The organism is Moheibacter sediminis, from assembly GCF_900176425.1.
In the GTDB taxonomy this organism is placed as follows: domain Bacteria; phylum Bacteroidota; class Bacteroidia; order Flavobacteriales; family Weeksellaceae; genus Moheibacter; species Moheibacter sediminis.
The window spans coordinates 35,003-48,642 of record NZ_FWXS01000002.1 but is presented as its reverse complement, the minus strand read 5'-3'; the positions used below and the strand labels follow the sequence as shown (position 1 = coordinate 48,642).

Annotated in this window: 11 protein-coding genes; 7 read left to right on the top strand and 4 right to left on the bottom strand. The window is 34.6% G+C overall.

What is annotated here, in order from left to right; genetic code table 11:
• Positions 1-2 precede the first annotated feature (2 nt).
• Positions 3-1,007: a type I glyceraldehyde-3-phosphate dehydrogenase gene (gap, locus tag B8977_RS03120; protein ID WP_084016079.1), complete on the top strand. Its 1,005-nt coding sequence runs from the start codon at positions 3-5 to the stop codon at positions 1,005-1,007.
• Positions 1,008-1,181: 174 nt separating this feature from the next.
• Positions 1,182-1,772 carry an RNA polymerase sigma factor gene (locus tag B8977_RS03115; protein WP_084016077.1) on the top strand — a complete coding sequence of 197 codons (591 nt, stop codon included), beginning with the start codon at positions 1,182-1,184 and terminating at the stop codon, positions 1,770-1,772.
• Between the two features lie 272 nt (positions 1,773-2,044).
• On the opposite strand, the gene B8977_RS03110 is transcribed toward B8977_RS03115, so the two are convergent.
• Positions 2,045-2,635 (bottom strand): DUF937 domain-containing protein, encoded by a 591-nt coding sequence (locus tag B8977_RS03110; protein WP_084016075.1) that lies wholly within the window; start codon positions 2,633-2,635, stop codon positions 2,045-2,047.
• Between the two features lie 116 nt (positions 2,636-2,751).
• On the opposite strand from B8977_RS03110, the gene B8977_RS03105 reads away from it, so the two are divergent.
• The 4 genes from B8977_RS03105 to obgE all read left to right on the top strand — a co-directional run bounded on the left by B8977_RS03105 (position 2,752) and on the right by obgE (position 8,388).
• Positions 2,752-3,789, top strand: coding sequence for a GyrI-like domain-containing protein (locus B8977_RS03105; RefSeq protein ID WP_084016073.1), 1,038 nt, complete (start codon positions 2,752-2,754; stop codon positions 3,787-3,789).
• 90 nt (positions 3,790-3,879) lie between these two features.
• On the top strand, positions 3,880-6,699 hold the full coding sequence (gene uvrA, locus B8977_RS03100) for an excinuclease ABC subunit UvrA (RefSeq protein ID WP_084016071.1): 2,820 nt from the start codon (positions 3,880-3,882) through the stop codon (positions 6,697-6,699).
• A 54-nt stretch (positions 6,700-6,753) separates the two neighbouring features.
• Positions 6,754-7,308 (top strand): hypothetical protein, encoded by a 555-nt coding sequence (locus B8977_RS03095; protein WP_245828413.1) that lies wholly within the window; start codon positions 6,754-6,756, stop codon positions 7,306-7,308.
• Between the two features lie 93 nt (positions 7,309-7,401).
• Positions 7,402-8,388: a GTPase ObgE gene (gene obgE / locus B8977_RS03090; protein WP_084016069.1), complete on the top strand. Its 987-nt coding sequence runs from the start codon at positions 7,402-7,404 to the stop codon at positions 8,386-8,388.
• A gap of 12 nt (positions 8,389-8,400) precedes the next feature.
• Here the strand turns inward: obgE and B8977_RS03085 are convergent, their stop codons facing one another.
• Together B8977_RS03085 and B8977_RS03080 are read right to left on the bottom strand one after the other, a co-directional pair.
• Positions 8,401-9,138 carry a LytR/AlgR family response regulator transcription factor gene (locus B8977_RS03085; protein ID WP_084016057.1) on the bottom strand — a complete coding sequence of 246 codons (738 nt, stop codon included), beginning with the start codon at positions 9,136-9,138 and terminating at the stop codon, positions 8,401-8,403.
• Complete coding sequence (locus B8977_RS03080; protein WP_159447444.1) at positions 9,135-10,154, bottom strand: sensor histidine kinase; 1,020 nt, start codon at positions 10,152-10,154, stop codon at positions 9,135-9,137. Before B8977_RS03080 ends, B8977_RS03085 begins: the two co-directional genes overlap by 4 nt.
• Positions 10,155-10,351: 197 nt before the next feature.
• On the opposite strand from B8977_RS03080, the gene B8977_RS03075 reads away from it, so the two are divergent.
• Entirely contained in the window at positions 10,352-12,073 is a 1,722-nt protein-coding gene (locus B8977_RS03075; RefSeq protein ID WP_084016053.1) for a CRTAC1 family protein, read from the top strand.
• Positions 12,074-12,251: 178 nt separating this feature from the next.
• Here the strand turns inward: B8977_RS03075 and ffh are convergent, their stop codons facing one another.
• Entirely contained in the window at positions 12,252-13,589 is a 1,338-nt protein-coding gene (gene ffh, locus B8977_RS03070; RefSeq protein ID WP_084016051.1) for a signal recognition particle protein, read from the bottom strand.
• Between the last annotated feature and the right edge of the window lie 51 nt (positions 13,590-13,640).

The following is a 13,640-nucleotide window of genomic DNA, read 5'->3' as shown; positions in this document are numbered from 1 at the left end:
AAATGTCAACAATCAAAGTAGGAATTAACGGTTTTGGACGTATTGGTGGTCTTGTTTTCAATGCAATGCTTGAAAGAGACAACATCGAAATCGTGGGAATCAATGACTTAATCAATGCTGAATACATGGCATACATGATGAAATACGATTCTGTTCACGGAGGATTCAAAGGGGAAATTAAAGTTGAAGGAAATAACCTTGTTGTAAACGGAAAAACCATCCGAATTACTTCTGAAAGAGATCCAAACAATTTGAAATGGAATGAAGTTGGCGCTGATTATATTGTAGAATCTACCGGATTGTTTTTAGACAAAGAAACTGCTACAGCACATTTAAACGCAGGTGGTAAAAAAGTAATTCTTTCTGCTCCTTCAAAAGACGATACGCCAATGTACGTAATGGGTGTTAACCATAAAGAATTGACAGATGATGTAAAAATATTCTCAAACGCTTCTTGTACGACAAACTGTTTGGCTCCATTGGCAAAAGTAGTTCATGACAATTTCGGAATCGTTGAAGGTTTGATGACAACTGTACATGCTACGACTGCAACGCAAAGAACTGTTGACGGACCATCTATGAAAGACTGGAGAGGCGGACGTTCAGCTTTGTTAAATATCATTCCTTCTTCAACAGGTGCTGCAAAAGCAGTTGGAAAGGTAATTCCTTCATTAAATGGAAAATTGACAGGTATGTCATTCCGTGTTCCAACAGCTGATGTTTCTGTGGTAGATTTAACAGTAAGATTGGAAAAAGCTACTACTTATGATGAAATTTCTGCCGCTATGAAATCTGCTGCCGAAGGTGAATTAAAAGGAATTTTGGGATATACTGAAGATTTGGTAGTTTCTCAGGATTTCATTGGAGATAAAAGAACTTCAATTTTCGACAAAGACGCAGGAATTATGTTGTCACCAAATTTCGTGAAATTGGTTTCTTGGTATGACAATGAAACAGGATATTCAAACAAATTGACAGATTTATTGGTTCATTCTGCATCACTTTAATAGGTAGTTCTGAAATAAATATAAAAAAGCTGTCTTTTCAAGGCAGCTTTTTTTTTATGAAAAAAATCATATCCTTTAAGATTATTTTATATATTTGCTGATATAACAATTAAAATTCATTGCCTATAGAGCTACTTTCTACATTATTTAACATTTGAGACAAAAGTAGATAGTATGGAAATCATTGATGATTCGCGATTGGTCGATGCTTATATTCTCGGCAACGAGGCAGCATTAGCCGAATTAATCGATAGGCACAAAAATAAAGTCTATGGCTTTATTTTCTCCAAAGTTTTAGACAAAGACATTGCTGAAGATATCTTTCAAGATACATTCGTAAAAGTAATTCTTACTTTAAAAGAAGGTAAATACAATGAAGAAGGTAAATTTTTACCTTGGGTCATGCGTATTGCTCATAATTTATCCATTGATTATTTCAGATCACGCAGAAGAATGCCTGTGATTGGTGAAACTTTTATGGATGAAGAGTTTAGTATTTTCGATTTTTTGGCAGATCCGGAAGATTGTTCGGAAACCAAAATTATTAAAGAACAGATTGACAAAGAATTAAGACAAATAATCGATTATCTACCTGAAGACCAGCAAGAAGTTTTAAGACTTAGAATCTTCAAAGGATTGAGCTTCAAAGAAATTGCTGAAGAGACCGATGTCAGTATCAATACGGCTTTGGGAAGAATGCGATATGCTTTGATTAATTTGAGAAAAGTCATCGAAGATAAAAATCTTTCTTTGACTATGGTTTAATAAAAATTAATTATAAACATTTTGCAATATAATTTTGAGTGATGCGTTTTTATTTATATGAACTCAAAATTATTGTATATGAAGCAAAATTACTCTTTTATCGGTGAGATTTTTTCACCAAAGGATTCTACAATCCAAAACATTTTAAATTTTTCAAAAACATTATCAGTTATTAGAAGTGGTATCTTGAAGAAAAATATAGTTTGCTTCAAGAATTAAAAAAAAGAGGGAAGTTCACAGAACTTCCCTCTTTCATTTTCATTTTTTTTCAATCATTTCTTGAAAAACCCTCCTAAAAGTTTACTTCCAATATCCATCACATCGTCCATTGCACTTCCATCTCCATCTTGGTCAAGAAGTTTTTCGATTGTACTCATTTCTCTTTGGTTTGTTTGAGCAGCACCACCAACCAATCCTCCTAGAAGACCAGTCAATCCACCAGCATCTAAACCTTGTGAATTTTTCTCTTTTCCTAAATACCCCATAACAATTGGTGCTAGCATGGCCAAAAGCTGAGCCACTTGCCCGCCATTCAAACCACTTGATTGTCCAATCGCATTTTCAACCTGAGATTGTTTACCTCCCAAAACGTGTCCTAAAATTCCGGCACCATCTGAGAAATTTCCTGAACTTAGAAATCCACCCAAATTATCCAAAATGCTTCCGTCATGTTTTGTTTCCAATGCCTTATTAATATTTTGTGCATCACCGTTTGCAGCATTTTTATTTAAAGCGGTAAGCAAAAAAGGAATTGCAGCAGAAATAGCCATTTGAGCTTGTTCATTTTTGATTCCCAATTGGCTAACTACCCCTGAAACCAACTGTTGTCCAACAGGTCCTTGTAATAAGTGTGAAATGTCCATTAAATTTTTATTTATTGATTAGTTATACCAAATGTAATATTTTTAAATTAAATTCCTTAAATTAAATTTTCAAAAAAGACAACTCTAATATTTACCTTTGTCAAAATTCATTTTCTATGAAAAGATTTACACAATTTTTGATCGTTTTAGTAATTGCAATCTTAATTATTCCTTTGTTTTTACCCAACAAAATAACTGCCGAAACTGAGAAAGAACTCAATCTGCCGGTAGGAATTGTTTATGAAGAATTCAATAATCTGAAAGAATATTCCGAATGGGAACCCTGGGCAAAATCCGATTCCACAGCTAAAAAAGAATATTTCGCACCTTATCGTGGTGAAGGTGCGGGGTATAAATGGGGAAATGTTGAAAACGAATCTCAGAGTGGTGAACTTACCATTTCCACAGCCGAACCTAATAAACAAATCGAATTTAAACTCGAAGGTTTGGGATTAGGAAAAGTATCTAAAATGTTAGTTGAATTTATTCCTGAAGGTGCTTCCAAAACAAAATTAAAATGGAAAATTGAAAGCGAAGAAATCGGTTATTTTTCAAGATATTACAGTTATTTTACTTCAAAAAATATCAAAGAAAAATTGGATGAAGGTTTGATTTCTTTGGAAGAAAGATTGAAATCTGCAGCTTTAACTCCTGAACAAGCCAATTCTTTACTTCCCGGAATGATTAAAACTGAAATGTTTGATGGAGAAAAACTAATCACAATTCTAAACGAAACTTCGTTGGACGCGAGTGAAATCAATACTGCACGTGAAGAATCTTTGGGTAAATTATTCAGTTACTTGACCGATTTTATAAAAATTCCACCACAAAATATCGGTAAACCCACTTCGTATTTTGAATATATCGACACCGCTTCCAAAAAGGCAAAATTTTATTGCGGTTATCCGATTACAGAAATAGTTAAATTAGAGGAAGATATGCAGCTTTATTCGTTGCCTGCAGGAAAAAATTTGGTTTGCATCCACAAAGGAAGTTATGAAACTTTGAACCAAACCATTCAAAAAATGAAGCAATATGCAGCCAAAGAAAAATTATCTTTAGGTAATTCACATTGGGAAAGTTACATGAATGACCCTGAAATTGTAAAAGATAAAAACGAATTGCTTACCAAAATTTACATTCCGATTAAATAATTTATTCAAATACAAAATTACTGAAGTGCTCTTTTTAAGAGCACTTTTTTTTCGTCTTGAATTCATGTAACTTTGTACGATTTTTTGAATATGAACGATTTTATAGAAGTTTACGGCGCGCGCGAACACAATCTAAAAGACATAGATATTAAAATTCCCCGCGAAAAACTGGTTGTCATAACCGGTCTCAGCGGAAGTGGGAAATCTTCCTTAGCTTTTGACACCATTTATGCGGAAGGTCAGCGTCGCTACATCGAAACTTTTTCTGCCTATGCAAGACAGTTTTTAGGAGGAATGGAACGTCCTGATGTCGATAAAATTGAAGGACTTTCGCCCGTGATTGCCATCGAACAAAAAACTACTTCAAAAAGTCCGCGTTCTACTGTAGGAACCATTACTGAAATTTATGATTTTCTGCGGTTGCTTTACGCAAGAGCTTCCACTGCTTATTCGTACAACACTGGAGAAGAAATGGTTAGCTATACTGATGAACACATCAAAGATTTGATTCGAAATAATTTTCAGGAGAAAAAAATTGCCATTCTTTCGCCTTTGGTTCGTTCCAGAAAAGGACATTACCGCGAATTATTTGCCCAAATTGCAAAACGCGGCTATATGGAAGTTCGTGTCAATGGTGAGGTTATAGACATCACGCCCGGAATGAAATTAGACCGTTACAAAACCCATGACATTGAATTATTGATTGATAAATTAAAATTAAATGATTCAATTTCAGACGAAAGATTGAAAAGTTCTATTGATACAGCAATGCAGCAGGGAGACAATGTTTTGATGATTTTGGATTATGAAACAAACGAAACCCGTTTCTACAGCAGAAATCTCATGTGTCCCACCACAGGTATCTCCTACCCTTCTCCCGAACCGAATTCATTTTCGTTTAACTCTCCAAAAGGTGCTTGTCCGGTTTGCAATGGATTAGGAGAATTGAAAGAAGTGAGTTTGGATAAGGTTTTTCCTGATCACAATCGTTCTTTTAAAAATGGAATGATTGCACCTTTGGAAGAAATTAAAAATACAAGCAGAATCAAGAAACAAATCGAATCCATCTATGCTAAATACAATGAAAATCTCGACACACCTTTCAAAAAATTAAAGAAAGAATTGGTCAATGACATTTTGCATGGATTGAAAGAGACTGTTGACGTTCAATTGAAATTTGCAGACGTAAACAAAATTTATAAAATTGATTTTGAAGGAATTATTTCTTTTCTAGATGAATTGATGAATGACAAAATGAATCCTTCGGCAAATTCTATTTCACGCAAATTTTCAAAACAAGTCAAATGTACTGCATGTGACGGATACCGTTTGAACAATGAATCGCTTCATTTCAAAATGGACAATAAACACATCGGTGAAGTCGCTCATTTTGATTTGAGATTTTTATTGAATTGGATCAATACATTAGACAAAAAATTAGACCCAAAACAAAAGAAAATCGCGGAAGAAATCTTGAAAGAAATCAGCACCAGATTGACTTTCCTTTTAGATGTCGGATTAGATTATCTTTCAATCGACCGACCTTCCAAATCACTTTCCGGCGGTGAAGCGCAGCGAATTCGTTTGGCTACGCAAATCGGTTCACAGCTTGTCAACGTACTTTATATTTTGGACGAACCCAGCATTGGACTGCATCAGCGTGACAATGTGAAACTGATTGATTCACTCAAAAAATTGCGTGATATTGGAAATTCGGTTTTGGTAGTGGAACATGACAAAGACATGATTTTGGAATCGGATTACGTAATCGACATCGGTCCGAAAGCCGGAAAACGCGGCGGAAAAATCGTTTGGCATGGTCTTCCAAAAGACATCAAAAATGCGCATACGCTGACTTCTGATTATATCAATGGAGATTTGGCAATAGAAATTCCAAAAGAAAGAAGGAAAGGAAACGGAGACTTCATCAAGCTTTCGGGTGCTTCCGGAAATAATCTGAAAAATGTAACGCTGGAAATTCCTTTGGGTGAATTGGTGGTAATTACAGGGGTTTCAGGAAGCGGAAAATCTACTTTGATCACCGAAACGCTTTACCCGATTTTGAGCAAACATTTTTACCGCTCGGAACAGGAACCGATGCCTTTCAAAAAGATTGAAGGTTTAGAACACATTGACAAGGTAATTGAAGTGGATCAGTCTCCAATTGGGCGAACACCTCGCTCTAATCCGGCGACTTACACCAATTTATTTTCTGATATCAGAAATTTGTTTACCCAATTACCTGAAGCAAAAATCCGCGGTTATAAGCCCGGAAGATTTTCATTTAATGTAAAAGGAGGACGATGCGAAACCTGTGAAGGCGGCGGATTGAAAGTCATCGAAATGAACTTTTTACCAGATGTTTACGTTCCTTGCGAAACTTGTCATGGAAAACGTTTTAATCGTGAAACACTGGAAGTCAGATACAAAGGAAAATCCATTTCTGACGTTTTGGACATGACCGTCAACGAAGCCGTTGAGTTCTTTGAACCTATTCCTAAAATCTTTAGAAGTGTGAAAACTTTGCAAGATGTCGGTTTGGGTTATATCACTCTGGGGCAGCAATCCACTACCCTTTCCGGCGGTGAAGCGCAGCGTGTAAAATTGGCTTCGGAATTGAGCAAAAAACAAACCGGAAAAACTCTTTACATTCTTGATGAGCCCACTACAGGATTGCATTTTGAAGACATTCGTGTTTTGATGGATGTAATTCAAAAAATCGTAGATTTTGGAAATACGGTGATCATCATCGAGCACAATTTAGATGTTATCAAAATTGCAGACCACATCATCGACATTGGTCCCGATGGTGGTGAAAAAGGTGGAACCATCGTAGCAAAAGGTACTCCGGAAGAAGTAGTAAAAAACTCAAAAAGCATTACAGGAAAATTTTTGAAAGAAGAACTTTAGATTTATTATTTTGAATTTTAAATGTTGAATTATAAATGATTTTAAAAGTAATTTATGTTTGATTTTATCTTAATTTCAGAAAAATCCATTTCTAAAAAATTTCAAAAATTGGAAATTAATTCCTTTTCTGAAGCGATGAAATTCATTAAAAATTTGCCATACGGAAGAAATTCAAATCGTGAAAATTTTCTTTTGGTTTTGAATGAAATGAAAGGAACTTGCAGTTCCAAACATGCTTTATTGAAAAAGTTGGCAATTGAAAATCAAAAGGCTGAAGTGAAATTGATGTTGGGAATCTTCAGGATGAATGGAAAAAATACGCCCAAAATTAAAAACACTTTAAATGAATTCAATTTAGATTATATTCCTGAAGCGCATAATTATTTAAAAATCCACAATCAAATATTTGACTGTACAACTTCAAATTCTTCAGAATTAAATTTTGTTAATGATTTGATTTTAGAAATTGAAATACAACCCTCTCAGGTTATTGATTTTAAAGTGGAATTCCATAAAAATTTTCTTAATGATTGGATTAAATCAAAATCATTTTCCTTAGAAGAAATATGGATAATTCGTGAAAAGTGTATTGCGGATTTATCATCATAAATTTTTAAATTTATCAAAAGAGCATTATCTCTACAATACAGCCCACCTCATAATTAAAATCCGTATTTTTGCAAATTAAATAAAACTTCAGTTTTGCATTCAAACTTCGTAGATTACATCAAATTAAACTGTAAAAGTGGAAATGGCGGCGCCGGATCTGCACACCTTCACCGTGAAAAATTTATCGAAAAAGGTGGGCCTGACGGTGGTGACGGCGGACGCGGTGGACACATCATTCTCAAAGGAAATGCGCAGCTATGGACACTCCTACCCTTGCGATATACACGTCATTTAAAGGCTGATAACGGAAAAAATGGAGGTACTTCACGCGCAACCGGTGCAGATGGAAATGATGTGGTCATTGAAGTTCCAATCGGGACAATTGCCAAAGACGAAAACGGAGATTTCATGGGTGAAATCACGGAAGACGGTCAACAGGTAATTTTGATGGAAGGTGGAAAAGGCGGACTTGGAAACTGGCATTTCCGCTCTCCTACAAGACAAACTCCACGTTATGCTCAGCCGGGGTTACCTGGATTGGAGGGGCAAGTAATTCTTGAATTGAAAATTTTGGCGGATGTTGGGTTGGTTGGGTTTCCAAATGCTGGAAAATCAACTTTGCTTTCAGTCGTTTCTGCGGCGAAACCTAAAATTGCGGATTATGCTTTTACAACGCTCACACCCAACTTAGGAATTGTTCCTTATAGAAATCACCAATCTTTTGTGATGGCGGATATTCCCGGAATTATAGAGGGTGCTGCCGAAGGAAAAGGTTTGGGACATAGATTTTTACGCCATATAGAAAGAAATTCTTTGTTGTTGTTTTTAATTCCTGCAGACTCCAAAGATCATGTGAAAGAATATGAAATTTTAGTGAATGAATTGCGTGAATACAATCCGGAATTACTAGACAAGGAAAGGATCTTAGCGATTTCTAAAAGCGATATGCTCGATGATGAATTAAAAGAAGAAATTTCTGAATTGCTTCCAAAAGACATTCCGCATTTGTACATTTCTTCCGTTGCTCAATTGGGATTGATGGAGTTGAAAGATTTGCTTTGGAATAAATTGAATGATTAAATCAAAATAGGACTAAATTATCTCCTTTTGAAAATTCTTTATAAAATTCTCTGAAACATAAAATTCATTTTGGTCAGACATTATAATTTTTACAGTTGATTTATGATGACTTGATTCCATAATGAAATCTTTATTGATAATTGTAGATTTATTAATTCTCATAAAACCTTCTGGCAAAAATTCTTCTAATTTTTTCAGAGAAATTCTGATCAACTTTTTCTCGTCTGAAGAAATAAAACTACAATAATACCCCTCTGAAATGATGTATTGTAACTTTTCTTTTTCAATGAAATGATTTTTAACACCTTCCGGTATCGCCAGCATTTTAGGAGAATTAACTGTATAATTTTTCAATAAATTCATTAAATCATTTAAATCAGTCTTTTCCTGTTTTGAAATAATCCTGCTAATAGCAGAATTAAAACGCTCTTGTGTGTAAGGTTTCAATAGGTAATCAATTGCTTCATATTCAAATGCTTTTATGGCATATTGGTCATAAGCCGTAATAAAAATGGTTTTTCCGTAAAAATGATTCTTAATTTCAGAAAGCAAATCAAATGCAGTCGCATCTTTTAGCTGGATGTCAAGCAAAAGCAAATCCGGTTTAAATTCAATTATTACTTTTTTGGCTTCCAATGCAGATTTCGCTGAAGCAATCAACTGAATATCAGAGTTTCCCTCAATCATTTTTATAAGTCGTCTCAATGCCGGCGCCTCATCATCGACAGCAATTGCACTTAATCTTTTCATTTTAATAGGATTTTATTGATTACCCATTCACCTTCCTGATAGATTTGGAATGAATTTTTATTTCCTGTAAAAATTTCCATTCGTTCCGCGACATTATTCAATCCAATTTGGTGAATTTGACTTGTTAATTTTGCTCCATTATTTTTGACAAATACAGATTTTTCTCCTTCATCCGCTTCAATTATAATTTTAAGTGAATTATTAAATCCTTTAAACCCATGCTTGATAGAATTTTCTACCAAAGGCTGAAGAATCAAACTCGGCAATTTCATTTTTGAAGCCTCGGGAGAAATTTTAATTTCATAATCTAATTGTTCTTCATATCTGGTTTTTTCTATGGAAAGATATTTTTTAATCGTTGAAATTTCTTCTTCCAAAGTAATCGGAATTTCAAAATTACTGTTTAAAGTTGTGCGGAGAATGTCACTCAGATTGACAATCATTTCCTGCGCTTTTTGTTTATTTTCATCTATTTCCGCCACCACACTGTTCAATGCATTGAATAGAAAATGCGGCTGCAACTGGCTTTTCAAAATTTGAAGTTTGGTTTGATTTAATTCAATTTCAAGGTTTTTCTGTTGATTGATAGAATTTCTTTCTTTTCCTATGAACTCAAAAGCATAGAGAATTGCAATTTGAAATAAATAGTTTTTCAATACATTATGAAAATCCCCCACGATAAAACTAAACACACTTTCCTTATAGTCAGAAGGGTTTGGATAAAAAACATGTGGAATTAAGTGCAACGTCAATATAAATACAAACGCATAAAAAACTCCAAACAGACAAAGAAATAAAATCCTTTTGAAGTTGCTGTATTTTGAAGTTACATCAAAAAATGGTAAAACCATAAGGAAAAATAACAACACCCCGTTGAACATAGTTCCTAACGGAGTTATCATATAATCAATCAATTGATAATCATATCTTCCTGAATATTCAACTGCAAACAACTGAAAAAATGTTGAGACAGCCAGAATTAACCATAAAATCAAAACCCATTTTACCCGGTTCATTTTATAAAAATTTAAACAAAGGAAATCAATAATTTTCATTTAAAGGTTGAAAAATCGTTCAGAATCAATTGTTTTTCAATCACTTGATAAACAAATTATCAGCTTTTATATCAAAATTTTCAGGCTTCATATCAAATTTATACAACCCAAAATTATGATTCAGAATTTTACTGAAATTAATTCAAAATCATATTGTTATGAAAACTTTTATTTTAAGTGTGATTACATTATTTCTCTTAAGTCATTCCTACGCGCAATCCTTTGAAAAAATGAATTTTCCGGATATTACTACTACCCTATCTTCTTCAAGAAGTGCCAATTTCATAGATGTAAACGGTGATGGATGGGACGATATTTTCTTCACAAACGGACTCTCGACAGGCGAAAAAAATATGCTTTATCTGAACAATGGTAACGGAAGTTTCATCACTGTGACCGATGATGATATCGTGGAACACAGCATCCGCGCTGTCGGAGCCAGTTTTGCAGATGTTGACAATGATAATGATTTAGATGGATTTGTGGTAACTTGGGGTTCGGGCGGTCAGCCGAAACGAAATTACTTTTACAGAAACAATGGGAATTCAACTTTTACTTTTGATCCGAATGTTGCTCCAAATTTAACTTATTCAGAAACTGCTACCTTGATTGATGTCAACAATGATCAATTATTGGATTTATACATTACGAACAGCGCACAATCTTTGCGCAATTTATACTTTGAGAATCAAGGAGATGGCTCATTCATTCAAAGAACTGATTTGATCATTACAAACGAAAATATTCCTTCTCGTTCTGTGGATTGGGTAGATTATGACAATGACGGAGATTCAGATTTATTTGTAACCAATGAAGGCAATAATAAAAATACACTCTATAGAAATGACGGTCCTAATAATTTTACTCAGATAACTGATTTAGCAATTGTACAGGATCTCAAAAATTCAATGGGAAGTTCATGGGCTGACGTAGATAATGATGGCGATTTTGATTTGCTGGTTACGAATTACGAGCATTCCAATCAATTGTTCATCAATGAAAATGGGATTTTTACAGAAGATTTAGATTCTGAAATTTCCGCAGAAATCACGAATTCTTTTGGTTCCACTTTTGGCGATTTTGACAATGACGGCGATTTGGACTTATTTATCGCAAATTCCTATTCAGATACTCATTTCACCAATTCAATTTTCATCAATGATGGAAATGGGAATTTCACAAAAAATACTTCTTCAATTTTGGCAAATCATGAAGGATGGACATACAGCGCGGCTTTTGGAGATTATAATAACGATGGGTGGTTGGATGTGATATTAGCAAATAATGAAAATGAATCACAAGAAAATGCTGTTTTTAAAAATACAGGAACAGGAAATAATTGGATTAAAATAAAATGTATCGGAACGAATTCCAACAAATCTGCAATCGGTACAATTGTAAAAATAACTGCTGTAATAAATGGAAATTCTGTCACACAAATGCGAAAAGTTGAAGCTTCATCTGGCTATGCAAGTCAAAACAGTTTGACTACACATTTTGGGTTGGGAAATGCTGCGGAAATTCAAGAAATTCAAATTAAATGGCCTTCGGGATTGGTAGAGAATTTTTCAGGATTAGATATCAATAACATTTATAATCTAACTGAAGGAAACGGAACTATGGCTTTAAGTGAAATTAATAAATCAGAATTCAAAGTTTATCCGAATCCATCGAAAGATACTTTATTTATTGATGGAAAATTTGATTCCAATTCAAAATTTGAATTGATTAATTCAGAAGGAAAACAAATTCAAATATTTGATTTAGAATTAAATAATAAAACTAAAATCAATATTTCAAATCTATCTAATGGAATTTATTTTTACAAAATTTCAGAAGATGGAAAAGTGATTGATTCTGGAAAAATTATAAAAAATTAAATAAACCATAATGTGAAATTAACCCCGATGGCAGTGGAAATCATTTTGCAGAGAACGAGATTTTTTGTCTGCAAAAAAGAGTGGGAATGAAATGAAACTCCTTTTTTGCAGCAACAAAAAAGGAGTCATCAAAAATTATTGTAAAGTACAGCGGGATAAGTTCCTGAAAATTTTCGAATTAAGCTTTTGGCGCATTTTTACCCATTGCCTGCATCATTTGTCTTCCACCCGGAGATTGCATGAATTTCATCATTTTGCCCATTTCAGAGAATTGTTTCAATAACTGATTGACTTCTTGAACAGAAGTTCCTGAACCTGAAGCTATTCTCTTTTTACGACTTGCATCAATTAATTGAGGATTTTGTCTTTCTTTTGGTGTCATGGAATGAATAATTGCTTCCACCCCTTTGAATGCATTGTCATCGATTTCAATGTCTTTCAATGCCTTTCCAGCTCCGGGGATCATCCCCATCAAATCTTTCATGTTACCCATGCGTTTGATTTGCTGAATTTGTTTCAAAAAGTCATCAAAATCAAATGTATTTTTGGCAATTTTCTTTTGTAAACGTTTTGCTTCTTCCTCGTCAAACTGCTCCTGCGCACGTTCTACCAAGGAAACAACGTCACCCATACCGAGAATTCTGTCCGCCATACGACTTGGATAGAAAATATCCAAAGCTTCCATTTTTTCTCCGGTCGAGATGAATTTAATAGGTTTATCAACCACCGTACGAATCGTCAAAGCCGCTCCACCACGTGTATCACCGTCTAATTTGGTAAGAATAACTCCGTTGTAATCCAACACATCATTGAATGCTTTCGCGGTGTTCACTGCGTCTTGTCCGGTCATGGAATCCACGACAAATAAAGTTTCGTGAGGTTTTACAGTTTGATGTACTTGACGAATCTCATTCATCATCGCTTCATCAATCGCCAAACGACCCGCAGTATCTATAATAATCACATTGTGGTTTCCTTCTTTCCCTTTCTGCAAAGCATTTTGTGCAATCTGAACCGGATTTTTATTTTCGGTCTCGGCATAAACAGGAACGCCGATTTGCTCACCCAAAACTTTTAACTGCTCAATCGCCGCCGGACGGTAAACATCACCCGCTACCAACAAAGGATTTTTGCCCTTTTTGGTTTTCAGGTAATTTGCCAATTTTCCGGAGAACGTTGTCTTACCGGAACCTTGCAAACCTGCAATCAAAATAATCGTTGGATTTCCAGATAAATTTAATTCTTCACTGTCACCACCCATCAATTCGGCTAATTCGTCATGGACGATTTTGACCATCAACTGGTTTGGATTCAGGGAAGTAATTACGTTTTGCCCAAGTGCTTTTTCTTTTACTTTGTCCGTAAAATCCTTTGCTACTTTGTAACTCACGTCGGCATCGACCAGAGCTCTGCGCACTTCTTTGATGGTTTCTGCAACGTTGATTTCGGTAATCTGCCCTTTTCCTTTGAGCGTATGTAATGCTTTGTCTAATTTATCCTGTAAACTCTGGAACATCGTTCTTGATTATTTTGGTTTGCAAAGATAAGATTTTTGGTTGGATGTTGG

What these genes read in the sequence shown, in the direction of transcription:
- gap (WP_084016079.1), top strand. Translation starts at nt 3, where the DNA reads ATGTCAACAATCAAAGTAGGAATTAACGGTTTTGGACGTATTGGTGGT.
- B8977_RS03115 (WP_084016077.1), top strand. Translation starts at nt 1,182, where the DNA reads ATGGAAATCATTGATGATTCGCGATTGGTCGATGCTTATATTCTCGGC.
- B8977_RS03110 (WP_084016075.1), bottom strand. Translation starts at nt 2,635, where the DNA reads ATGGACATTTCACACTTATTACAAGGACCTGTTGGACAACAGTTGGTT.
- B8977_RS03105 (WP_084016073.1), top strand. Translation starts at nt 2,752, where the DNA reads ATGAAAAGATTTACACAATTTTTGATCGTTTTAGTAATTGCAATCTTA.
- uvrA (WP_084016071.1), top strand. Translation starts at nt 3,880, where the DNA reads ATGAACGATTTTATAGAAGTTTACGGCGCGCGCGAACACAATCTAAAA.
- B8977_RS03095 (WP_245828413.1), top strand. Translation starts at nt 6,754, where the DNA reads ATGTTTGATTTTATCTTAATTTCAGAAAAATCCATTTCTAAAAAATTT.
- B8977_RS03085 (WP_084016057.1), bottom strand. Translation starts at nt 9,138, where the DNA reads ATGAAAAGATTAAGTGCAATTGCTGTCGATGATGAGGCGCCGGCATTG.
- B8977_RS03080 (WP_159447444.1), bottom strand. Translation starts at nt 10,154, where the DNA reads ATGAACCGGGTAAAATGGGTTTTGATTTTATGGTTAATTCTGGCTGTC.
- B8977_RS03075 (WP_084016053.1), top strand. Translation starts at nt 10,352, where the DNA reads ATGAAAACTTTTATTTTAAGTGTGATTACATTATTTCTCTTAAGTCAT.
- ffh (WP_084016051.1), bottom strand. Translation starts at nt 13,589, where the DNA reads ATGTTCCAGAGTTTACAGGATAAATTAGACAAAGCATTACATACGCTC.